This window comes from Streptococcus sp. HMSC10A01 (genome assembly GCF_001807785.1).
Lineage (GTDB): Bacteria > Bacillota > Bacilli > Lactobacillales > Streptococcaceae > Streptococcus > Streptococcus gordonii.
Genome location: NZ_KV790967.1, coordinates 114416 through 135383, shown reverse-complemented (window position 1 = coordinate 135383; position 20968 = coordinate 114416). Strand labels below are relative to the sequence as shown.

Below are 20968 nucleotides of genomic sequence, written 5' to 3'. Positions count from 1 at the left end.
AACATGACACCTAATAAAGAAGATTATCTGAAATGTCTCTATGAACTTGGAACCAGACATAATAAAATCACTAATAAAGAAATCGCTCAACTCATGCAAGTCTCTCCGCCAGCTGTAACAGAGATGATGAAAAAGCTACTAGCAGAAGAACTACTCATCAAGGACAAAAAAGCCGGTTACCTCTTAACCGATTTGGGGCTAAAATTAGTTTCAGACCTCTATCGTAAACACCGGCTAATTGAAGTTTTTCTAGTCCACCATCTGGGCTATACCACAGAGGAAATCCATGAGGAGGCTGAGGTTTTAGAACATACTGTTTCTGACCACTTTGTTGAAAGACTGGATCAGTTGCTGGATTATCCCAAAGCTTGCCCCCATGGAGGAACCATTCCAGCTAAGGGAGAACTCCTAGTTGAAAAACATAAACTTACTTTAGAAGAGGCCAAAGAAAAAGGCGATTATATACTGGCCCGTGTCCATGATAACTTCGACCTCTTGACCTACCTGGAAAGAAATGGCCTTCAAGTAGGAAAAACAATTCGTTTTCTAGGCTACGATGACTTTAGCCACCTCTATTCTCTTGAAGTGGATGGGCAAGAAATCCAACTAGCCCAACCTATTGCCCAACAGATTTATGTAGAAAAGATTTAAAAGTTCTTTGAAATTCAAAGGGCTTTTTTTGACAAGATAATAGAAAAGATGTATAATAAGTATACTTACTATTTTGGAAGTGGTATAAAAATGAAGCAACTTGATTTTAATTCAATTTATAAAAACGATTCCCAACAGTCTACTGGTCTCCTCTTTATCCGTGCCTACCACAAGTGGCATGGTCTGATTAAAAGCCAACTGAAAACAATTGATCTGACCCATCCCCAATTTGTCGTTTTGACTAGTCTTGCAGCACTTCTACGTCAGCAAGAATGGGTGAGTCAAACCGATATCGCCCGCTTTTCTGACATGGATGTCATGACCGTATCCCAAATCATCCGACTCTTGGTCAAAAAAGACTTAATCATGCGGGAAATCCATCCCAAGGACAGCCGCGCCAATATCATACTTCTAACGGATACGGGGCTGCAAAAGGTCAATCAAGCCCTTCCTTTAGTTGAAGGTATTGATCAGGCATTCTTTGGGAAATTAAAAAACAAAACGGAAATATTGAATCAACTATTAATTGAACTGGAGACCGAAAATGACTAGATTTTGGATTGGTGTCGTATCAAAAGAACATGTACTAAGAGGTGTGGAAGGTGGTTTTTGTCAAGTCTGCCATGGTAAGAAAGCACCACTAAACCGAATGAAAAAAGGAGACTATCTTCTCTACTACAGCCCTAAATATCAGATGAATGATCAAGAAAAGTTGCAGGCCTTTACAGCAGTTGGTAAGATCCTAGATGATACTGCCTACCAAGTAGAGATGTTCGAAGATTTCTTCCCATTTCGGCGAGATGTCAGCTACTACCAGCCGGTCATAGACTGCCCCATTGAGCAAGTCCGCCAGCATCCTCAGTGGCGTCAGTATGCCTCCCAGCTAAGATACGGGCATTTCGAAGTTTCGAAGGACTTCTTCCTTTATGTTTTTGATCAAATGAAAGTCGACAGTCCTGCAAATAACTAGAAACAGCTATGTTTGATTATCTTCTCCCTCAAAAGACTGTACCAGCTCTTTCTCAAAAATGAAGTTCCGATTCATGAAATGAATCGGAACTTTTAATTTGTAGTGGAATTCTTAGCTAACTAAATCAACAAGAAAGCCGATAGCATACCCGTAATCACATTGGCTAAAGCATGCATGATCCAGCTGGCTAAAATAGAACCACCAGATTTCTTTTCATTGACAAAACCTAGATAAGCTGCAATGCCACCAGTACACAAAATGATGACTAGGGTTTGCAACCAAGAAACCTCTGTTATAAACATAAGGCCATGAAGGAGCCCAAAAAGAGCAGCTTGTATGGTATTGGCTATTCCAAAAGACAAGCAGACAGAGAATCTTTTTAAAAGAAAACCTCTGAATAGTAGTTCTTCTGGCAGGGAAGTTTGAAAAAGACTATAAATCAGAACAGCTGGCAAGGCTTGGAAGCCGAGGCCAGCAAAGCTTGAAGTTGCCGTTTTAAGATCTTTAACGGTAGTATACAGTACTAAATACGAAAAGATAGTGAAGCTTAGTAAACCAAGAAATATCCAGAGCCACATCTTATGATTGCCAGTATCTTTTAGTGGCTTAAAGCCTATCCAATCTAAAAATGAACTTTTTCTTCTAGCTGTCACAAACCACCAAATAAAAGGAAGTAACATAAACAAAACAATTTGAATCAGAGCATTTGTCATTTGTTGAATAAGACTTACCATCATTAGAAACTCCTTTCTCTCTTTTCTTTACCATCATTATATAAAACAAACTTCAATTATTTATTAAGTAATTCTAAATTGTTTCTAAAAAAAAGAGAGGTTTCAAAGGTATAAAATCAAAGGTTTTTACTGCTTCAATTTTCTTGCCAACCCGCTTACATTTTGTTAAAATGATGTCAAAAATCAGTGAGGAAAAATTATGCCGCAAGAACTTTTTAAAGAATTTGCCCAGCTAGATCAAGTGGAAGCTATCGTTCTCGGTGGCTCTCGTGCTGGACAGTATTTTGACAAAGACTCAGACTATGATGTTTATGTCTACTTGACGGATTCCATTGCTCCCATGACTCGACGCAATATCCTCAGCAAGTACTGCTCCTACATGGAAATCGGCAATCAATTTTGGGAACTAGAAGATGACTGTGTGCTAAAGAGCAAGATCGAAATTGAGCTTATTTACCGTACACTGGATAGCTTTGATAAAGACCTGCAAACTGTAGTCCTAGATCACCAAGCTCAGAATGCCTATACCACCTGTATGTGGCACAATCTGCTCCACAGCAAAATCATCTACGACCGCAATGGTCGCTATGAGGCGCTTCAGAACAAGTACAGACGACCTTATCCAGCTGAGCTGAAAAAGAATATTATTAAGAAGCAGCTCCTCTTACTTGATCAAGCCATGCCAGCTTTCTCCAAACAAATTGAAAAAGCGCTCAAGCGTCAGGACCTGCTCAGCATCAATCACCGTAGCAGCGAATTTTTTGCTTCCTATTTTGACTTGCTCTTCGCCCTAAACGAACAGACGCACCCTGGAGAAAAGAGAATGCTGGAGTTTGCAAAAACCAACTGCCCGCTATTACCTCAGCATTTTGAAGAAAATATACAGACTTATTTTCAAAAACTCTACAAAGAGCCCACTGAAGCGAAAAAGCTTATCAATCAGCTAGTGACGACCATCAAAGAAATCATTCCTCAAGAAATGATTGATGGTTTTTAGAAATGTTGTAGGAAATTATACATCCATTACGACAGAATCTGAAAAAAATTAGGAGTTTGAACATTAGTGTTCAAACTCCTTTTCATATTTATTCTCAGCGATTCTTCGTATCCAGAATAATAGTCACTGGGCCATCATTGATTAGCTCTACCTGCATATCTGCACCAAAAATACCCGTTTTGGTTGGTACTTCTTGCGCCAGTAGCTGATTAAATTCGTCGTAGAAACGACTGGCTAATTCGGGTGGCGCCACCTTGACGAAAGCCGGCCGATTTCCCTTCTTAGTATCCGCATGCAGGGTGAACTGAGAAATAGAAAGAATCTCCCCTTCAATGTCTTTAACAGACAGGTTCATCTTGCCCTCATCATCAGAAAAAATCCGCATATGAACGATTTTACGAACAGCATAGTCCAAATCATCTGGACCATCATCTGGCCCGACTCCTACCAAGAGGAGCAAGCCAGACGAAATTTTGTTGTGTACTTGGTTTTCAATCGACACCTGAGCTTGTTTTACACGTTGAATGACAATTTTCATTTCTCTGCTTCTATCCCCTTTTCCATCTGGATATCCTCTATCCTACACATCAACTTCAGTCCGCATACTTATCCATTAGTCCGCTTAACTGAGTAGACCTCCGGAACGCTCTTAATCTTATCCACCACTGTTGTCAGCATAGATAGATTAGCAATACCAAAAGAAACGTGGATATTGGCAAATTTCATATCCTTGGTCGGCTGAGCATTAACAGTAGAGATGTTTTTAGTTGTATTCGATAAGACCTGTAGCACATCGTTGAGAAGGCCAGTTCGGTTCAATCCATAGATATCAATGTGGGCCGTGTATTCTTTGGTCGTATTATTTTCTTCCCACTCGACATCAATCAGGCGCTGCTCATAGTTTTCCTGAGCCTTAAGGTTCATACAGTCCAAGCGATGGATAGCCACACCACGACCCTTGGTAATGTAACCAACAATATGGTCACCTGGAACAGGGTTACAACATTTGGCAATCCGAATCAGTAGACCAGATGCCCCCTGAATGACTACACCTCCCTCATGTCTGACCTTGAGGGTCTCTTTGTTTTCAACCTTGACCTCGCCGCCTTTGACTAATTCCTCAGCCTCAGCTCTAGCCTTGGCCCGTTCCTCTTCACGGCGCTCTTTTTCAGTCAGACGATTGAAAATCGAAATAGCTCCTATTTCACCAAACCCAATAGCTGCAAACAGAGCTTCTTCTGTCTTATAGCTGGTCTTTTGCAGGACCTCTTCCATATGCTTCTTGTCCATGTACTTATTGGCTACATAGCCATTTTCTTGGAATTGAGCTTGCAGAAGTTCCCGACCTTTAGAGATGGATAATTCCTTGTCTTGGTTTTTAAAGAATTGACGAATTTTATTGCGAGCCTTACTAGTCTTAACCAGACCAATCCAGTCTCGACTGGGACCAAAAGAGTTGGCACTGGTGATAATCTCAACCTGGTCACCAGTCTTAAGCTTGGTCGTCAATGGAACCATGCGTCCATTGACCTTAGCACCTGTCGCCCTCTCCCCAACCTTGGTATGAATCTCATAGGCAAAATCAATCGGCCCTGAATCCTTAGGTAGAGCACGTACAGAGCCATCAGGCGTAAAGACATAGATTTCTTCAGCCAGATAGTTTTCTTTGACCGAATCCACAAATTCTTTGGCATCACCAGACTCAGCTTGCAATTCCATCAATTCTTGGATCCAGTTCATTCCGATTGCAGATTCTTTGCTATCAACCTTGCCCTTAATGCCCTTCTTGTAGGCCCAGTGAGCTGCAACCCCGTATTCAGCGACTTCGTGCATTTCCTTAGTCCGAATCTGAAACTCAATCGGTCCCTTAGGCCCATAAACCGTTGTATGGATGGATTGGTAACCGTTGGCCTTGCGGTTGGCGATATAATCCTTAAAACGACCCGGCATTGGTTTCCATAGCTCATGGATATAGCCAAGCATTGCATAGACATCGCTTGGTGTTTCCAAAATGCATCGAATAGCAATCAAGTCATAGATTTCATCAAATCGCTTTTTCTTGTCCTGCATCTTACGGTAGATCGAGTAGATGTGCTTAGGTCGCCCATATATCTTCCCATGCAAATGTCGTTCACCTGCATAGGTCTCAATCTTACTCACGACTTCTTCGACCAAGGCTTCTCTTTCACGTCGTTTTTCCTTCATCATGTGAGAAATCTTATAAAACTCGACTTCATTGAGATAGCGGAAAGACAAGTCCTCTAACTCCCACTTGACACTGGAAATCCCCAGGCGATGAGCCAAGGGCGCATAGATCTCCATTGTTTCGCGCGAAATCCGCTCCTGCTTATCCTTGCGTAAATGCTTGAGCGTCCGCATATTGTGAAGGCGGTCCGCCAACTTAACCAAGATAACCCGAATATCCTCCGACATAGCCATCAGCATCTTACGGTGATTCTCAGCAAGCTGCTCCTCGTGGGATTTGTACTTAACCTTCCCCAGTTTGGTCACACCGTCTACAATCGTCCGGACATCTGGACCAAACTCACGCTCTAAATCATCTAAACTAGCATCTGTATCTTCTACCACATCATGCAAAAAACCACAGGCAACTGTAACTGCATCAAGCTTAAGTTTGGCCAAAATCCCAGCTACCTGAATAGGATGAACAATATAGGGCTCTCCCGACTTGCGAAATTGCCCGCTATGACAGTCCACTGCATATACCAAGGCTTTCTGAACAAAGGCCACATCCTCAGCTGCTAAATATTTCCTTGTTAAAGCGACGACCTGATCGCCCGTTAAATTCACTTCTTTTGGCATTCATTCTCTCCAATTTCTTGCCTATTATTTTATCATTTTTAAGGCAATAAGAAAACACTTATGCAAAGAGCCTGGCCTGTTTTAATAAAAAGACAGCAGAAGCCAAAAAAACTGTACCTCATCCGATGAGGTACAGTATCATTTAGTTCATTAGTTCAGACAAAACACTGACTGCGGTCAAGGCATAAAGCGGGGCTGTTTCAGCCCGCAGGATACGTGGGCCTAGACCTGCTGATACAGCACCTGCTTTATGAAAGGCTGCTATTTCCTCTGGCGAGAGACCGCCCTCCGGCCCGAAGATAAAAAGAACTTTTGCACCGGCTGCCAAACCCGACAGAGTACGAACTAGAGCTGCAGTTTCTTCTTCTTTGGCCGATTCTTCATAGGCCACAACGATGGTGTCAAATTGAGCCAGCTGAGCAAGAAAGTCTGCCTTTTTATCAAAGAGACGAACTTCTGGAATTAGATTGCGCTTGCTCTGCTCAGCTGCTCCCTGAGCAATTTTCTCCAGCTTTTCACTCTTTTTGTCTAGTTTTTTGCCATCCCACTTGGCCACCGACCAGTCCGCCGGGAAAGCCCAGATAGCACTGGCTCCTAGCTCCGTTACCTTCTGGGTGATAAACTCCAACTTATCACCCTTAGGAAAACCTGAAGCAATGGTCACTTGAACCGGCAACTCGGTATTATCCGCTAACTCCTCCAAGATTTCCAAGCTCTGCTGACTGGGGTCTAGCACCCGAGCCAGTCGTTTCACGCCATCATCAAAGACTAATGTGACTTGGTCGCCCGCTTTGAGCCGCATGACTGAAAACATATGTTTGGTCGTGTCCTTATCCGTGACCACCAGAGGAGACTGAGGGTTTCCTTTTATAAAATACTGCTGCATCTAACCACCTATCACGCCTGAAATGTCCTGCGTTTTCTTAAAGACACAGGCATTCCATTCGCCCTGAATCATATGCGTTTCCAAGAAAAATCCTGCCGCTTCCGCTGACTCGCGCACCATTTCCCACTTCTCAGAAATGATCCCACTCATAATCAGATAGCCCTCATCCTTGACTAGACGATAAGCATCCTCAGTCAGATGGATGAGTATATCGGCCAAAATATTGGCAACAATGACATCCGCCTCGATTTCCACACCTCGAAGAAGATCCCCCGGCGCCACATGGATATTCTCCATACCTGGATTGAGCTCAATATTTTCCTGAGCCACGCGCACTGCCACCTCATCTAAATCATAGGCGTAGATGTCCTTAGCGCCTAAAAGTGAGCTGGCAATGGAGAGAACTCCGCTTCCTGTGCCCACATCCAGCACAGTTTCTCCGCCCCGCAAGACCTGCTCCAGCGCAAAGAGGCTCATCTTGGTCGTCGGGTGAGTACCTGTCCCAAAGGCCATGCCAGGATCCAGCTTGATAATCTTCTCACCAGCTGTCGCTTCATACTCCGTCCAGGACGGCACAATAGTCAAATCATGAGTAATACGAGCCGGCTCAAAGTATTTCTTCCAATTATCCGCCCAATCTTCCTCAGCCAGTTCCTGCCGAGTCAGCTGAATATCTCCCGTCTCCAAGCCGAAGCCATCCAGCTCAGCCAAACGCTCATTGGCCTGGGCCGCAACAGCTTCTATATCTACAGAAGCCGGATAGTAGCCCGTAATCTTGACCCGCTCGCTCTGCTCAACTTCTGGAAAAAGCTCACCATATTGGTCAACCTGCCCCAGATAATCTGCGCTGTCATCGATAGCCACACCCTGACTGCCCAGCTCAATCAGAATATTCGAGGCCGCTTCCTCTGCCTCCCGCTTCACTTCAATCGTTAATTCCTGCCAAGTGTCCATCATTAAAATACCAAGCCCGTAAAATACAAAGCCAAAATAGGAAATTCTCTGACGACGCTTGCGTCTAAGAGAAACTTTTATTTTTGGCACAGTATTTAGGGCGGGTTCAGTTTAGAAATTTAACTGAACAATCCTTTCTTTGTTTATTTCATTATCTTCGTCATATAGACCATATCCATGCCCTCTTTTTCGGGCTCAATATGGGTCTGATGATAGCCGTTTTTCTCATAAAAAGCCACCATACCTTTGTCCTGGAAAACCGTACACAAATCCCATTGCCTAATGGTAGAGAATTTCTCCTCAATCAGACCAAGCCCCTCAGAGCCATATCCTTTATTCTGGCACTCTGGCAAAATCGCCACTGTCCCAATCCAGCCTGCTGTCTGTTCATCATTTGTATTCAAGCGGATAAAGCCCAGAATCTTCTCGCCGTCTTTGACAAAATAATAAAAACTATTGGGCCGCTCAACCAGCTTCCAGTGAATCCGCTCTCGCTCCTCCAGATAGGGGTCGTATTGATCCTGATATTTCTCATAAACGGCCTTAAAACTCGCTCGCTGAATGGCAATAATAGTCTCTAAATCCTCAGCTCCCGCCCGATCAATATGAATCATACTCGCACCTCCAAATAATCTCTCAACCTGTCCTGTAGCTGCGGAACAACCTTTTCATCTGATAAGAACTGGCTCACATCCATCATCTGATAAGCCTGCCCCTCATCGCCAAAGACGATACCGGCAAATTCTTCCTGAGTGATGGTTCCCACCATAAAAATAGAGGTTTTGTCTGGATCAAGCATTCCTTGATAGTCCTTAGCCCAGAGAATATCCGCTTTTTCAAGCTTCAAACCAAGCTCTTCAAAAACTTCTCTTTGTACGCATTCAAAAGGTGTCTCCTCGCCCTCTCGGCCACCGCCCGGCAGCTCCCACATTTTGGGCCAAGGAATGGTTGGAATATCGTCTCGCAAGATAGTCAGTAGCTTATCATCACAGAGCAAGGCAATCTTGCAGCCAGAAAACTCCATCTGTTTGTGCAGTAAATCTAGTCCTTCTTCATCCGCCATAAGCGCCTCCTAGTACCTCGGATAAGGATAAAAGTCTGTCTCAGTCAAGTCCGCTCTGCCATTTTCAAAAGCCTCAGCATTCCAAGCTAACTCAAACTCTGCCACCTCTGGATCTGCTAAGAAGTCCATGAGGGCATCGAGGCCCGACTCAGCCGTTTGGGTTAGGAAATCCACGAAATAAGCCAGAAACTCCCGTGACAGCCCCTTCTTCGGCTCATATGGCAGGGCTGCCAGATAGTCCTCTGCCTCAAAGCGAGACTTGGTCGGATTATAGAAAAGTACGGCTTCCTCAAAGTAAATATCCTCAGCTGAGGCATTGCCCTCAGCATCAACCGTCTCAATCCCGCCTGGATTTTGCACCTCAAGGAGAAAGGCGACCTCGACTGCGTGATTCTTCTTGTCCCAGTTTATCTCATAGTCAAAAGGAAAGCTCTTCCCCATTTCCTCGTCCAATATCTCCAAAAAACCGTACTTAGCCATGATTTCCTCTTTTCATTGTGATAAAATATTACTATCTACAATAGTAACACAAAAAGCCAAGAAAAACACTTGCAGAAAGGAAATCTTATGCCAGAAAACCTCGCCCTGCGCATGCGGCCGACCGACATTGATCAGATTATCGGCCAGCAACATCTGGTCGGACCCGGGAAAATCATCCGTCGCATGGTTGAAGCCAATCGCCTGTCCTCGATGATTCTGTACGGGCCACCCGGCATCGGAAAAACCTCTATCGCCTCGGCTATCGCCGGCACAACTAAATATGCTTTTCGGACCTTTAATGCCACCGTAGATAGCAAGAAGCGTCTGCAAGAGATTGCGGAAGAAGCGAAATTCTCCGGCGGATTAGTGCTCCTACTGGATGAGATTCATCGCTTGGACAAGACCAAGCAAGACTTTCTGCTGCCGCTATTAGAAAGCGGTCTGGTCATCATGATTGGGGCAACGACGGAAAATCCTTTCTTTTCTGTCACTCCTGCCATCCGAAGCCGAGTTCAGATATTTGAGCTTGAGCCCCTCAGCAACGACGACATCCGGACAGCCATTCAGCTAGCCTTGACGGATAAGGAAAGAGGATTTGATTTTCCAGTAGAGCTAGACAAAGAAGCTCTGGATTTCATTACCATCTCTACCAACGGAGACCTGCGCTCTGCCTATAACTCGCTGGATTTAGCTGTGCTCTCTACTCCAGAAGATGGCAAGGGCATCCGCCACATCACGCTTGATGTGATGGAAAACAGCCTGCAAAAGTGCTATATCACCATGGATAAGGATGGAGACGGCCATTACGATGTCCTCTCTGCCCTACAGAAGTCCATCCGCGGCTCCGATGTCAATGCCAGCCTCCACTACGCAGCTCGCCTTGTTGAGGCAGGAGACCTGCCTAGCCTAGCTCGACGCTTGACCGTTATCGCTTATGAAGATATTGGTCTGGCAAATCCTGACGCACAAGTCCATACCGTTACAGCTCTAGAAGCAGCCCAGCGGATTGGATTTCCTGAAGCTCGTATCCTTATTGCTAATATTGTCATTGACTTGGCCCTATCCCCCAAGTCCAACTCAGCCTATGTGGCTATGGACAAGGCCTTAGCCGACCTACGAAAGAATGGAAATCTCCCCATTCCACGTCACTTACGCGACGGACACTATGCAGGCAGTAAAGAACTAGGCAACGCACAGGACTATCTCTACCCTCACTCCTATCCTGGCAATTGGATCAAGCAAGACTATCTGCCTGATAAGATAAAAGATGCCAATTATTTCACGCCTAACGAAAACGGCAAATACGAGCGAGCCCTTGGAATGACCAAGGATAAGATTGATCAGCTCAAAAAATGATGGTATCGTTTGCAAAAAATCATGTTTTTCTCTTGAATTTTTCAAAATTTATGGTATTATAATTATAGAAACGCTGTGGTGTACGACTTCACACTTAAGTGTTGACCGACTATTTTTTGTATTATTAGGGAAACAAAAGACTTCTAACAGCATGCAGGCCGTATCACGCGGAAGCAGCTTCAGTTAGAGCGAGTTGCCCACCTGCTTAATTGCGCGGGTTCAATACAAATCGTGAAGGTCCGGCACCAATACAGCTTTTTCTGTTGCCTCCTTAGCTCAGTTGGTAGAGCAGTAGACTCTTAATCTATGGGTCGCAGGTTCGAGCCCTGCAGGGGGCATCTAAACAACAGGAAAAAGCCTTGATTTACAAGGCTTTTTTGTTTGTCTATAACTGATTTGCCCTACATTTAAATCTATCTTTTCTTTTTGAATCAAATTACATCTTAACAAATAGTGTAAAGCCAGTTACTTTTGCTTTGATGCCATACAATATTTTCATGTAGAGAAGACAAATTTTATCTTCTCTTTTTATTTTCAAAATGATAAAAACTGATTTTCTTTTCATGAATCAGACTGAAACTTCCAAATTGTTTATTTATTTTATTGACATTTTCTATAAAAATAAGTATAATAGTTTTATTAACAAACTATACTATATAGGGGGTATTGAAATGAAATTTTCTAATCGTTTACTGCTATTCCTTGCAGGAGTTGTTTTTGTCCTTTTAGGACTTTTCCTATTTACAAACCCAGTAGCTAATCTTGTTGCTTACAGCTGGTGGATTGCATTTGGTTTACTGGTTTCTTCTATAGCAGCTATTTTAGGCTATTTCTCTGTACCAAAAGAGCTTCGCTCACCAGCTCATCTTTTCCAAGGGATTGTTAATCTTCTCTTAGCTCTTTACCTCGTTGCCTATGGCTTTGTGACGCTGCCAGTTGTCATTCCAACTATTTTAGGAATTTGGTTAATTGTAGAAGCCATTATAGTTTTCTTTAAAGGCAATCGTCTGGGATTGATTTTCCCTATTATTGGCAACCATATCATGTGGATAGCGTTGCTTGCATTTTTACTAGGTCTAGTGATTTTGTTCAATCCAGTAGCTACAAGTGTCTTTGTCGTTTATGTCGTTGCCTTTGCATTTTTAATTGTTGGTTTCACCTATATCCTTGATGCCTTTCGTAAATAATCTAGCTGCCATTTTGGGCATATTAAAATAGCTGGGAAGTTACATTCTCAGCTTTTTCTGTTGCCTCCTTAGCTCAGTTGGTAGAGCAGTAGACTCTTAAGCTATGGGGCGCAGGTTCGAGCCCTGCAGGGGGCACATCTAAATCAACAGAAATAAGCCTTGAAACCAAGGCTTTTTTTAACGTCTAATAGCTTTTTGTAGAAAAGTATTTAAAAATAAAAGAGAAGAGAATCTCTCACTCTCTTCTCAGTATATCTTATTAAATTTAGTTTTTCTTAATCTAGCTGATTTTCCTTTGCAACGACAAATTCCTTAACCAATCGATAGATAACAGCAAATATCGGTGTAAAGAATATCATCCCAAGTAAGCCAAAGAGATTGCCTCCAATACTAGCAGCCGCAAGCGTGAAAATAGCTGGCAAACCAATAGACTGACCTACAACTCTAGGATAAATAAGGTTTCCTTCAATCAGCTGTATAACTTGATATAGAAGAAGAGAAAGTAAGGCTTGAGTAGGACTCACTGTGAAGATAAAAATCGCTCCCACAACACAAGCAATCATAGGCCCTACATAAGGAATGAACGATAGCACTCCTGCAAAGATACCTGTCATTACTCCATAGGGTATCCCAAACACGCTGTAACCAACCGCTATCATAACTCCTATGATAACTGCTTCAATCAGCTGACTCATCAAAAATTGGTCATAAGTCTCTAGTGCTACTTGTCCAATGTAAGTCAACTTTATCACCACCTTCTCTGGAAGAAAAACTTTTAGAAGTCGACTCGTCATCGCTGCCAAATGTTCCTTACTGGATAAAAATGAAAAGGTGAAGACTATAATCAAAAAGGCATTCATCAAACTTGAAAAAATATTGCCGATATTACTAGTCAGACCTGATAAAAAACCTATCAAAGCTTGGCTAATAGAACTAGATTGTCCCTGTATGCCTGATACGATAGTTGACAACATGTCTTTGGTTACAAATTCCGAGCTGCCTAGCAATTTCCCAAGTTGAGTAAGGACTGTTGAAAGGACTGTTCCCAGCTGACTAATAGTCTGGGCTAGGGTTGGCAGCACCAAAACCAAAAGAGCAATCACGATTAAGATAAGAGCTAGGAAAACAAGTACCATGGCAATCGGACGACGCAACTCTGCCTTTACCTTCAATTTAACTAAGTACTGTTCAATTTTTTTCATAGGAACATTAAGCACAAAAGCAATAACAGCACCATAAATCAAGGTTGATATTACATCAAAGAGAGAGATTGCTCCTGATATAAAGCTCGATGCATTCAGAATTACAAGAGCAACCAGCCCTATAAAAAGTATTAACGGGGTGTATTTTTTTACTAAGTTCATAAATTCTTCTTAATAAACATGTTTAGATACGACTATACTATTTGGTTTTTCAAACTCTCGATTAAGGTAGGCTTGGTAAGTTCCTGGAGCGATAAATCCTTTGGGTGAGAGGATATCGGTGCCAGCCTGACCGACTATGGTATCAGCCAAGAGCACACAGTTTGTAGATAAGACAAAGTAGGATTTAAACTTAGATTTGATAAATTTATAAAGTTCCCCATCTGTCTCATGTCTGATTTTATAAGCGTAGGTGTAGTCTTCCTTACCATCACCTGTCATGATTTTATCTGCACTTGGCTCCCATGGAATCGTCAGTTGTTTCAATTCAGCCAACTTTTTCTGAACTGCTTTTTCCATTTCAGGCGTCAAATCTATCCCATAACCAAAAAGCGTTTTTTGACTCTCACGTTTACATAGGTCAATGTACTTGTCACGATCACAGAAATATAAGACACCATCTCCTACCATGCCAAATAAGGTCTCAGAAGACGGATCATAGTTGCCATAAGAAATAACACGGCCTTGATAGCAGATATCCACATGACCAATTGCCGAAAACAGAGAGGTCTCAGCTGTATGAACAAAAATTTCAAGCTCCGCTGTCTTACCAGACTTCACCATTCCAAGATGGATATCCTCTCTCTCATCAGCATTTTCCTGCATGAATTTGTTGATTTTTGCTAAAGTACTTGCAGGGATGAGAGCGGCTAGGACAATAGGTAAGCTCATTCTTACACGACGTTTGAGATGGTTTTTCCCAATTTCCTCCTCAAACAAGAAACCATCACGGATATTGGACACACCATAAAGGAAAAAATAAGCCCCTAATACAAAGAGTTGAAAGACAGAATTTCCTGTAGAGGACAAAAGACTAGTCCCACCAAGAAAAACTAGTACGAGTCCATCTAGTAAGAGACGAAAACGAGGTCGAATTTTGTTTTTGCGGTAGAGAACATAGGTGACAAGGTTAATACTAGCATGAAAAATCTGATAAACTCCAATCACAAGAGCCAGAACATAAATCGGTATATCAGTCGCAAGATTAGAACCTAGCAAATATCCCAGCACTAACAATTTAACCAGTGCAACTCCCAAGGTATCCGTTGACTGGCTTTTTTTGAAAACTCTTAATAGCAAATCTACGACCGTTGCTATCCAAGCTAAAAACAGAACCAGGCGAATAACTGTTACTGGCAACCAAGTCCCCGTGACCATCAAGATGAGACCTAGCAGAACAAACAAGAACCCCTGAGCAAGTAATTTCTTACCTGTCAGACCTAAAGATAGAATTTTCGCCATATAAAAACCTTTCAACAATAAAAATTAAACACTCCGATTAAACTGACTAGTAAATAGCCAACACTACAAACAGCCTGTGCCAGCAACATATGGTGACTAGAAATGACTGTAATAATGTCACCATCTTGTCTTATGCACTTCTAAAATTTGTTATATTGATTAGAAACCAGAGCTTATAAAAACTAGCTAAACTCGAGAGATAGACACAATTGCGACGAAAAAATGTATAACCAATTCAACTTGTTAAGGTAAGAAAGCATTATTTCCAATCTATTAATTATTCATCTATTACCTATTATGACACAATATTCCCTATAGTTCAACTTTTTACTTGTTTTTATATTACACGGACTAAAAAGTTTTCAACAGTTGATTGCATTTGTTTTAATAAGTTTTAACCTTTCTTGGTTAGATAAAAAAAGAACCATACAGTTTAGAATCTGTATGGTTTTTGCCCCACTTTTGTCCCATTTTTAAATCATGACATTGAAAATACCTAAAATCACTTATATTTCAATATTTTTAATTGCTCTCAATATGAAAGTCCTTTCCAAATCCCTGTAGGGGGCATCTAAATCAACAGGAAAAAGCCTTGGAATCAAGGCTTTTTTGTGTAGTCTTAGCACTAAAAAACGATAGAAAAAACACCCCTTCTGAACTGCACCCCAAAAGTTAGACAGAAAAAACCTAACTTTTGTGGCGCAGTTCATTCGCGTCACATGAAGTTATTTAAGCATCTCCTTTTTTTTTATTACCATTTTCTGTTATAATAAATTGTACTTCTAAAATAGAAAGGTCTTAAGATGACAACTCTTGTTAAACATAAACGTGTAAATTATTCAGAACTTTTTTATGATCTAGTTTTTGTTTTTGCGATTTCAAAAGTAACTGCTTTAATTCACCATCTTCATAACGGTATTTTGACTTGGAATTCTTTCCTTGATTTTCTCATTGCTACTTTGATTCTCATCGATTCCTGGATGATTCAAACCGATTATACCAATCGCTATGGAAAGAACTCTTTTATTTAACATAGTAATCATGTTTATCAAAATGGGAATTTTACTCTTTATAGCCAATATGATTGGACCTGATTGGCAACAATATTTTCATTATGTCTGTTGGGCTATTGGTACATTAACCCTTACCTTATTTTTTCAATATTTGGTTGAGTTTTTTAAAAAATCAACCGATAATGTTCATAGGGAAAGTATCAAAGGTTTTCTATGGATAACAGGTCTACGAAGTTTAGAAATCTATCTAGCAGCTCTTCTTCCTATTTACATTGGAGTCTATATCCTTTATGCTAGTATTCTGCTAACATTTATTATGCCAAGTATCTTGCTTAATAAAGATAAGCATTACCAGGTAAATCTCCCCCATTTAATCGAGCGCATCTCCCTTCTTGTCATTATTATGTTTGGAGAGATGATTACGGAGCTAGCTAACTTCTTTACAATCGAGAATTTCTCGATTTATTCGGTTCTTTATTTCATTATTATGATTTCTCTGTTCTTGTTTTATTTTGGTCAATTCGACCATGCTATTGATGAAAAATCTAATCAAAAGGGGCTATTTCTAATTTACAGTCACTATCCTATTTTCATTGGACTTATGATGATGACTGTATCGATGGGATTTCTTCAGAATCCTGAAGCTAATCGTCTCTTTGCAACCAGCTTCTCTTATATCGGATTTGGCCTCTTTCAAGCTGCTGTCCTAGTAAATGGGCCCCATAACAAACACTATCTTCGCTATTCGAAAAGTTACTACTGTGTCCAAGCGACACTCTATCTGGCTGCCTTGATTCTCTCTTTAATCTTTGCTTCTAATCCTATAATAGTAGTGAGTATAACAACCATTTTAGCTCTAGCTATAGCTATTCATTCTATTTATTTTTATATGACACAGACTAAAAAACATTCCACACCTTACTGGGAGTTGTTTTAATGAGTTTATAAGATTAAAAAGCTTTGGGAACCAAGGCTTTTTTTTCATTAATTTGTTTTTCCATTTTATCCTCCAATTTGATCTCGCACTGACATTTATTTATAACAAAACTATATATCTAGAATAGCATAATCATTAGGTATTATAGGTTTTCAAACCAAATACGAGTCATTCGTTTTTGCCCCACTTTTGCCCCATTTTTAAATCCTGACATTGAAAACACCTAAAAGTATTTCCCTAAAATCAGCTATATTTCAACATTTTTGTTTATTTTCAATATGAAAAGTTCTTACAAATCCATGCAGGGGGCATAGAAATAGAGAAAAAAGCCTTGAAAATCAAGGCTTTTTTGCTTAAATTTTTAGGATATTCTGAGTCTAATATAGATGAAATTCTCTTCTCATAACAAAAAAACGCTACATAGCGTTTTTTTATTATTCTTAGTTACTCATCTAGTCGAATAAACATCATTGCGTTAAGTAAGGAGATGAGTGCGACCGTATTAATATTATTGGAATAGATCAGTCTCTTGTTCTCAATGGGTGGAATAATAAAATTCGAAATGATGATATCGTAAGGTGATTCTTTTAAAGAATCAAGTGATAGTTCTAATTCACTCCAAACCTCCAGTTCAAAATTGTTGCTGCAATAGTAAGAAAGTGTCTCTGCTACTGATTTTGCATGATACTGATCAAAATTACTCATGACCAAAACCTTTAATTTAGGTTGATTTTGTAAAAGATTTAACACTAAGTGTTTGCTATGGGTAATAAAAGTATAGCTCAAGTGATTGACTTTCATTGAATTGTAATCCATATCCAAAGCCTCTAGATAATGTTCAATCCCTTCCTTCACCTCCGAAACAAATCGAGGGAAAATATTTTGAAAGTTCTTGATTGTATTGCCTTTTTGATCAAATAAGATAAACTCTGTCGATAATTCCTGGCGATGCAGATGTGCTGTATTATGCAGATGCCAAATCAGATTGTCCTTATTGTCTACTTGGAGATTATACTCTCTTGATACCTGATCTACTAGATCGCCCAATAACTGATACGATTTTTTTACATAGCTGTCTGTTTTTGCATGATTCAGAAATACTTCTTCATCTATGAAAAACATTTTTTGAAAATAGGATACAAATAGTTGACCTATCACTTCTTTATTCAAAGAGATATGATATTCAGAATCAAAGTTCGCTACAATGTCTTCGATTCCTTCTGCCTGCATGAACGATTCTAACAATTGATTGTTAAAAGAATTTTTCTCAACTTCCATGAAATGACCAAACTTTATACGATATAAATTTGTAACCAGAAGTAATTTTAACATTCTGTGAGTTGACAAATTCATCGGGAAAGAAGTTGCTTTATAGACTAATTCCAATAATTGAGACAAGGGTTCTTGAGAAAAATCTTCAAAGGGCCATTCAAGGAAATAATATTTCTCTGAAAAATACTGGGCAAAAAAGTAACGGATATCGATTTCATTTCCAGTGATTCGAACTGGATTGAGGCTGATTTCAAAACGATATTGTTTCTTAATAATTTTATTAATGTGACCGATGATACGGTAAAACGAGGATGAACTGATGTAAAACTCTTTGGAAATACTATCAGTATCACATCCTTCATTAAAGAAGATAAATTCTAAAATTGAAAAGTGGGTTGAATGCTTAAAAAAATGATGATAGACCATCTCAATATCACTATCATCGGTGTTAATAATACGTATGCCATTTGTAGAGGAATGAAATATCAAGTCAGGAAATGAGGACCTGACATGGGATAAGTCATCTTTTACAGAACGTTCTGTACAGTGTAATAATTCTGCTAGCTCAGAAATATGAAACCATCGTTTGTTTTCAAATAGCAATTCTAATAATTCTAATTGTCTGTGACTTTTTTTAGACAGTAATTCTCGCATTAAAAATGTTATCTTTCTTTATAATATAGATAATATAGTGTTTATATTGTCATGCAATTATACCATATTGTGTATATTTAAACTAATCCAATAACTCAAAAATATATGAGAAATCATATTGTTTTTCTATCAAAACCCTATAAAATAAACGTTTTATTGTTTTTTTGTATCTTATATACATAAAAATGATTATAAAAGTAAGTTGAATTATTATGTTTCAAAGTTAGAAAATTATATAATTATATTAATCAAAAAATAATATTAAATTATTTTGATTTAGAAAGGAGAAGCAATATGCTTTGGTCTATTATTGTTGGAGGTGTAATTGGTCTTATTGCTGGATCAATCACTAAAAAAGGCGGTTCTATGGGTGTTATTGCAAATATTGTTGCAGGTTTAGTCGGTTCATCTGTCGGTCAGTCACTTTTTGGAACTTGGGGTCCTAGTTTGGCTGGTATGGCCTTACTTCCTTCTATCATTGGTGCAGTTATTGTAGTAGCTGTTGTATCATTTTTTGTAGGTAAAAAGGCATAAATTGTCCTTTTACTTTTCAAAATACAATTTAAAATTTAATGATGTGAGGATTCAATATGTCAAAATCAAGAAAAATACTTTTTCTTATACTATGTATTTTAATCTTGACAATTTTGATTCCTGTTTTGCTAGATTTTCATAAAGTTAGCGGTCTGGGGCTTCAACTATTTACCTGGAAGTTGTTCACTTGGAAGCAAATTCCTTTTGTAGGATACTATCTTTCTAGATATGTCTTTTGGGGCACTCTGATTCTAGCAAGCTTAATCCTAATACTGATGTTAGTGATAGCTTTTTATCCTAAGAGACGTTTGGAAATTCAGCTAGCTGATGCGGATGGGAAACTGATGCTGAAAAATTCAGCGATTGAAGGGTTTGTTCGTAGTCTGTTAACAGAACACGGTTTAATTAAAGATCCTACAGTTTCAGTAAATAGCCGTAAAAACAAATGCATGGTGTCCGTTAAAGGGGCAATCGTTCCTTCGGAAAACATCATCAAGAGAAGTCAGTTGATTCAAGAAGAAATTGCGTCTGGATTGACAGAATTCTTCGGAATCAATCATAATGTCAAGCTTAAAATCTCTGTCTCAGACTTCAAGCCAAAAGAAGCGGCTAAAAAAACTACTAGTCGTGTAAAGTAAGGAAGTAAAAAATGGAATGGTTTAAAAAATATCAATATCCAATCTTGTCTGGATTAGCAGGCATTATTCTAGCGTGTTTTATCCTATCCTTTGGCTTCTTTAAGACTCTATTTGTCTTGATTTGCGCTACTCTAGGGGCAGGAATTGGATATTATATTCAAAACAAAAATATATTTAAATAAGAATAAAGGAGTTTAACATGTCAAATAAAGATGTTAAAGATGTTGCAAAAAAAGAAGTTGCTCAAGCAGCTCACGAAGTAAAAGGTGAATTGACTTATGATGATAAGGTCATTCAAAAAATTATTGGCCTTTCTTTAGAGAAAGTTTCAGGTTTGCTGGCTGTTGACGGTGGCTTCTTCTCTAACTTAACAGATAAATTGATTAACACTGATAATGTCACTAACGGTGTTAATGTCGAAGTTGGTAAAGAACAAGTAGCTGTTGACTTGAATGTAGTAGTTGAATATCAAAAGAATGTTCCTGCATTATACGACGAAATCAAGAAAGTTGTTGTGGAAGAAGTTTCTAAGATGACTGACTTAGAAGTTGTTGAAGTCAATGTTAATGTTGTTGATATCAAAACTAAAGAACAGCATGAAGCTGATTCAGTTAGTCTTCAAGACCGAGTAACAGATATTGCAGAATCAACAGGCGAATTCGCTTCAGAGCAATTTGAAAAAGCAAAATCTGGACTTAGCGGAGGCTTCTCAGCTGTTCAAGAAAAAGTTGGTGAAGGGGTAGATGCTGTTAAAGAAGCTACTTCTAAGGAAAAAACTCGCGTTCATTAATACTATAACTACGAAAAGAGATTTTTATTTTATTTCTTTTCTATAAATAAAATACTTAAAAACTCATAATGGAGGTAAAGATTATGTCTACAGAAGAAAAATTCAACCAAGCTAAAGGTTCTGTTAAAGAAGGACTAGGAAAATTAACTGGTGATAAAAAAACAGAAAAAGAAGGGGCTGCTGAAAAAGTAGTTTCTAAAGTTAAAGAAGTCGCTGAAGATGCCAAAGATGCTGTCGAAGGCGCAATTGAAGGCGTTAAAAATATGATTAATAAAGACGACAAATAAAGCTAAGAGTTAATTTCTCTTGCAAAACATCTTTGTAATTTATAATAGTAAAAAGAGAGTGGGACAGAAATCGGTAATT

The 20968-nt window shown here is 39.6% G+C and carries 22 protein-coding genes, 2 tRNA genes and 1 pseudogene; 14 read left to right on the top strand and 11 right to left on the bottom strand.

Annotation, left to right across the window (positions count from 1 at the left end):
• Nucleotides 1–3: 3 nt before the first annotated feature.
• The 3 genes from HMPREF3108_RS04050 (at nucleotide 4) to HMPREF3108_RS04040 (ending at nucleotide 1621) form a co-directional block, all read left to right on the top strand.
• Entirely contained in the window at nucleotides 4–651 is a 648-nt protein-coding gene (locus HMPREF3108_RS04050; RefSeq protein ID WP_012130850.1) for a metal-dependent transcriptional regulator, read from the top strand.
• A 90-nt stretch (nucleotides 652–741) separates the two neighbouring features.
• Nucleotides 742–1203: a MarR family winged helix-turn-helix transcriptional regulator gene (locus HMPREF3108_RS04045; RefSeq protein WP_045634101.1), complete on the top strand. Its 462-nt coding sequence runs from the start codon at nucleotides 742–744 to the stop codon at nucleotides 1201–1203.
• On the top strand, nucleotides 1196–1621 hold the full coding sequence (locus HMPREF3108_RS04040) for an EVE domain-containing protein (protein ID WP_070493399.1): 426 nt from the start codon (nucleotides 1196–1198) through the stop codon (nucleotides 1619–1621). The genes HMPREF3108_RS04045 and HMPREF3108_RS04040 overlap by 8 nt, the downstream gene beginning before the upstream one ends.
• Nucleotides 1622–1740: 119 nt before the next feature.
• Here HMPREF3108_RS04040 and HMPREF3108_RS04035 read toward each other — a convergent pair whose 3' ends face one another.
• Nucleotides 1741–2355 (bottom strand): CPBP family intramembrane glutamic endopeptidase, encoded by a 615-nt coding sequence (locus tag HMPREF3108_RS04035; RefSeq protein ID WP_048777275.1) that lies wholly within the window; start codon nucleotides 2353–2355, stop codon nucleotides 1741–1743.
• A gap of 199 nt (nucleotides 2356–2554) precedes the next feature.
• On the opposite strand from HMPREF3108_RS04035, the gene HMPREF3108_RS04030 reads away from it, so the two are divergent.
• The gene (locus HMPREF3108_RS04030; RefSeq protein ID WP_070493396.1) at nucleotides 2555–3352 is read left to right on the top strand and encodes a nucleotidyltransferase domain-containing protein; all 798 of its coding nucleotides are present in this window, start codon (nucleotides 2555–2557) and stop codon (nucleotides 3350–3352) included.
• 94 nt (nucleotides 3353–3446) lie between these two features.
• Here the strand turns inward: HMPREF3108_RS04030 and dtd are convergent, their stop codons facing one another.
• The 7 genes from dtd to HMPREF3108_RS03995 form a co-directional block, all read right to left on the bottom strand.
• The gene (gene dtd, locus HMPREF3108_RS04025; protein ID WP_070493393.1) at nucleotides 3447–3890 is read right to left on the bottom strand and encodes a D-aminoacyl-tRNA deacylase; all 444 of its coding nucleotides are present in this window, start codon (nucleotides 3888–3890) and stop codon (nucleotides 3447–3449) included.
• A 68-nt stretch (nucleotides 3891–3958) separates the two neighbouring features.
• The gene (locus tag HMPREF3108_RS04020) at nucleotides 3959–6175 is read right to left on the bottom strand and encodes a RelA/SpoT family protein (RefSeq protein WP_048777196.1); all 2217 of its coding nucleotides are present in this window, start codon (nucleotides 6173–6175) and stop codon (nucleotides 3959–3961) included.
• A 142-nt stretch (nucleotides 6176–6317) separates the two neighbouring features.
• Entirely contained in the window at nucleotides 6318–7061 is a 744-nt protein-coding gene (locus tag HMPREF3108_RS04015; RefSeq protein ID WP_070493390.1) for a 16S rRNA (uracil(1498)-N(3))-methyltransferase, read from the bottom strand.
• On the bottom strand, nucleotides 7062–8015 hold the full coding sequence (prmA, locus tag HMPREF3108_RS04010; protein WP_070493483.1) for a 50S ribosomal protein L11 methyltransferase: 954 nt from the start codon (nucleotides 8013–8015) through the stop codon (nucleotides 7062–7064).
• Between the two features lie 143 nt (nucleotides 8016–8158).
• Nucleotides 8159–8629 (bottom strand): GNAT family N-acetyltransferase, encoded by a 471-nt coding sequence (locus HMPREF3108_RS04005; protein ID WP_048775211.1) that lies wholly within the window; start codon nucleotides 8627–8629, stop codon nucleotides 8159–8161.
• On the bottom strand, nucleotides 8626–9078 hold the full coding sequence (locus HMPREF3108_RS04000) for an NUDIX hydrolase (RefSeq protein WP_048775208.1): 453 nt from the start codon (nucleotides 9076–9078) through the stop codon (nucleotides 8626–8628). Before HMPREF3108_RS04000 ends, HMPREF3108_RS04005 begins: the two co-directional genes overlap by 4 nt.
• Before the next feature lie 9 nt (nucleotides 9079–9087).
• On the bottom strand, nucleotides 9088–9558 hold the full coding sequence (locus HMPREF3108_RS03995; RefSeq protein ID WP_048775206.1) for a DUF3013 family protein: 471 nt from the start codon (nucleotides 9556–9558) through the stop codon (nucleotides 9088–9090).
• A gap of 87 nt (nucleotides 9559–9645) precedes the next feature.
• Here HMPREF3108_RS03995 and HMPREF3108_RS03990 point away from each other — a divergent pair, with 87 nt between their 5' ends.
• From HMPREF3108_RS03990 to HMPREF3108_RS03975, 4 genes are all read left to right on the top strand, one after another.
• On the top strand, nucleotides 9646–10914 hold the full coding sequence (locus HMPREF3108_RS03990; RefSeq protein ID WP_070493388.1) for a replication-associated recombination protein A: 1269 nt from the start codon (nucleotides 9646–9648) through the stop codon (nucleotides 10912–10914).
• Nucleotides 10915–11179: 265 nt separating this feature from the next.
• Nucleotides 11180–11252 (top strand) — tRNA-Lys (locus tag HMPREF3108_RS03985).
• A gap of 333 nt (nucleotides 11253–11585) precedes the next feature.
• The gene (locus HMPREF3108_RS03980) at nucleotides 11586–12101 is read left to right on the top strand and encodes a DUF308 domain-containing protein (RefSeq protein WP_000672740.1); all 516 of its coding nucleotides are present in this window, start codon (nucleotides 11586–11588) and stop codon (nucleotides 12099–12101) included.
• Between the two features lie 62 nt (nucleotides 12102–12163).
• Nucleotides 12164–12236 (top strand) — tRNA-Lys (locus HMPREF3108_RS03975).
• Nucleotides 12237–12376: 140 nt separating this feature from the next.
• Here the strand turns inward: HMPREF3108_RS03975 and HMPREF3108_RS03970 are convergent.
• Both HMPREF3108_RS03970 and HMPREF3108_RS03965 read right to left on the bottom strand, forming a co-directional pair.
• Complete coding sequence (locus HMPREF3108_RS03970) at nucleotides 12377–13465, bottom strand: AI-2E family transporter (RefSeq protein WP_001055021.1); 1089 nt, start codon at nucleotides 13463–13465, stop codon at nucleotides 12377–12379.
• Between the two features lie 9 nt (nucleotides 13466–13474).
• Nucleotides 13475–14764: a membrane protein gene (locus HMPREF3108_RS03965; RefSeq protein WP_032915016.1), complete on the bottom strand. Its 1290-nt coding sequence runs from the start codon at nucleotides 14762–14764 to the stop codon at nucleotides 13475–13477.
• Between the two features lie 803 nt (nucleotides 14765–15567).
• On the opposite strand from HMPREF3108_RS03965, the pseudogene HMPREF3108_RS03955 reads away from it, so the two are divergent.
• Nucleotides 15568–16714, top strand: a pseudogene (locus tag HMPREF3108_RS03955) (low temperature requirement protein A).
• A gap of 444 nt (nucleotides 16715–17158) precedes the next feature.
• On the opposite strand, the gene HMPREF3108_RS03950 reads toward HMPREF3108_RS03955, so the two are convergent.
• Nucleotides 17159–18640 carry an AcpB/EbpR/MafR family transcriptional regulator gene (locus tag HMPREF3108_RS03950; protein WP_048775916.1) on the bottom strand — a complete coding sequence of 494 codons (1482 nt, stop codon included), beginning with the start codon at nucleotides 18638–18640 and terminating at the stop codon, nucleotides 17159–17161.
• 294 nt (nucleotides 18641–18934) lie between these two features.
• Here HMPREF3108_RS03950 and HMPREF3108_RS03945 point away from each other — a divergent pair, with 294 nt between their 5' ends.
• From HMPREF3108_RS03945 to HMPREF3108_RS03925, 5 genes are all read left to right on the top strand, one after another.
• The gene (locus HMPREF3108_RS03945) at nucleotides 18935–19174 is read left to right on the top strand and encodes a GlsB/YeaQ/YmgE family stress response membrane protein (protein WP_061593949.1); all 240 of its coding nucleotides are present in this window, start codon (nucleotides 18935–18937) and stop codon (nucleotides 19172–19174) included.
• A gap of 56 nt (nucleotides 19175–19230) precedes the next feature.
• Complete coding sequence (gene amaP, locus HMPREF3108_RS03940; RefSeq protein ID WP_045634110.1) at nucleotides 19231–19812, top strand: alkaline shock response membrane anchor protein AmaP; 582 nt, start codon at nucleotides 19231–19233, stop codon at nucleotides 19810–19812.
• An 11-nt stretch (nucleotides 19813–19823) separates the two neighbouring features.
• Nucleotides 19824–19994, top strand: coding sequence for a DUF2273 domain-containing protein (locus tag HMPREF3108_RS03935; RefSeq protein WP_002899156.1), 171 nt, complete (start codon nucleotides 19824–19826; stop codon nucleotides 19992–19994).
• Between the two features lie 17 nt (nucleotides 19995–20011).
• Nucleotides 20012–20602 carry an Asp23/Gls24 family envelope stress response protein gene (locus HMPREF3108_RS03930; protein ID WP_061593950.1) on the top strand — a complete coding sequence of 197 codons (591 nt, stop codon included), beginning with the start codon at nucleotides 20012–20014 and terminating at the stop codon, nucleotides 20600–20602.
• Nucleotides 20603–20685: 83 nt separating this feature from the next.
• Nucleotides 20686–20889 carry a CsbD family protein gene (locus tag HMPREF3108_RS03925; RefSeq protein ID WP_008809820.1) on the top strand — a complete coding sequence of 68 codons (204 nt, stop codon included), beginning with the start codon at nucleotides 20686–20688 and terminating at the stop codon, nucleotides 20887–20889.
• The last annotated feature ends 79 nt before the right edge of the window (nucleotides 20890–20968 follow it).

Coding starts and splice junctions, on each gene's coding strand:
- HMPREF3108_RS04050 (WP_012130850.1), top strand. CDS start 4: ATGACACCTAATAAAGAAGATTATCTGAAATGTCTCTATGAACTTGGA.
- HMPREF3108_RS04045 (WP_045634101.1), top strand. CDS start 742: ATGAAGCAACTTGATTTTAATTCAATTTATAAAAACGATTCCCAACAG.
- HMPREF3108_RS04040 (WP_070493399.1), top strand. CDS start 1,196: ATGACTAGATTTTGGATTGGTGTCGTATCAAAAGAACATGTACTAAGA.
- HMPREF3108_RS04035 (WP_048777275.1), bottom strand. CDS start 2,355: ATGGTAAGTCTTATTCAACAAATGACAAATGCTCTGATTCAAATTGTT.
- HMPREF3108_RS04030 (WP_070493396.1), top strand. CDS start 2,555: ATGCCGCAAGAACTTTTTAAAGAATTTGCCCAGCTAGATCAAGTGGAA.
- dtd (WP_070493393.1), bottom strand. CDS start 3,890: ATGAAAATTGTCATTCAACGTGTAAAACAAGCTCAGGTGTCGATTGAA.
- HMPREF3108_RS04020 (WP_048777196.1), bottom strand. CDS start 6,175: ATGCCAAAAGAAGTGAATTTAACGGGCGATCAGGTCGTCGCTTTAACA.
- HMPREF3108_RS04015 (WP_070493390.1), bottom strand. CDS start 7,061: ATGCAGCAGTATTTTATAAAAGGAAACCCTCAGTCTCCTCTGGTGGTC.
- prmA (WP_070493483.1), bottom strand. CDS start 8,015: ATGGACACTTGGCAGGAATTAACGATTGAAGTGAAGCGGGAGGCAGAG.
- HMPREF3108_RS04005 (WP_048775211.1), bottom strand. CDS start 8,629: ATGATTCATATTGATCGGGCGGGAGCTGAGGATTTAGAGACTATTATT.
- HMPREF3108_RS04000 (WP_048775208.1), bottom strand. CDS start 9,078: ATGGCGGATGAAGAAGGACTAGATTTACTGCACAAACAGATGGAGTTT.
- HMPREF3108_RS03995 (WP_048775206.1), bottom strand. CDS start 9,558: ATGGCTAAGTACGGTTTTTTGGAGATATTGGACGAGGAAATGGGGAAG.
- HMPREF3108_RS03990 (WP_070493388.1), top strand. CDS start 9,646: ATGCCAGAAAACCTCGCCCTGCGCATGCGGCCGACCGACATTGATCAG.
- HMPREF3108_RS03980 (WP_000672740.1), top strand. CDS start 11,586: ATGAAATTTTCTAATCGTTTACTGCTATTCCTTGCAGGAGTTGTTTTT.
- HMPREF3108_RS03970 (WP_001055021.1), bottom strand. CDS start 13,465: ATGAACTTAGTAAAAAAATACACCCCGTTAATACTTTTTATAGGGCTG.
- HMPREF3108_RS03965 (WP_032915016.1), bottom strand. CDS start 14,764: ATGGCGAAAATTCTATCTTTAGGTCTGACAGGTAAGAAATTACTTGCT.
- HMPREF3108_RS03950 (WP_048775916.1), bottom strand. CDS start 18,640: ATGCGAGAATTACTGTCTAAAAAAAGTCACAGACAATTAGAATTATTA.
- HMPREF3108_RS03945 (WP_061593949.1), top strand. CDS start 18,935: ATGCTTTGGTCTATTATTGTTGGAGGTGTAATTGGTCTTATTGCTGGA.
- amaP (WP_045634110.1), top strand. CDS start 19,231: ATGTCAAAATCAAGAAAAATACTTTTTCTTATACTATGTATTTTAATC.
- HMPREF3108_RS03935 (WP_002899156.1), top strand. CDS start 19,824: ATGGAATGGTTTAAAAAATATCAATATCCAATCTTGTCTGGATTAGCA.
- HMPREF3108_RS03930 (WP_061593950.1), top strand. CDS start 20,012: ATGTCAAATAAAGATGTTAAAGATGTTGCAAAAAAAGAAGTTGCTCAA.
- HMPREF3108_RS03925 (WP_008809820.1), top strand. CDS start 20,686: ATGTCTACAGAAGAAAAATTCAACCAAGCTAAAGGTTCTGTTAAAGAA.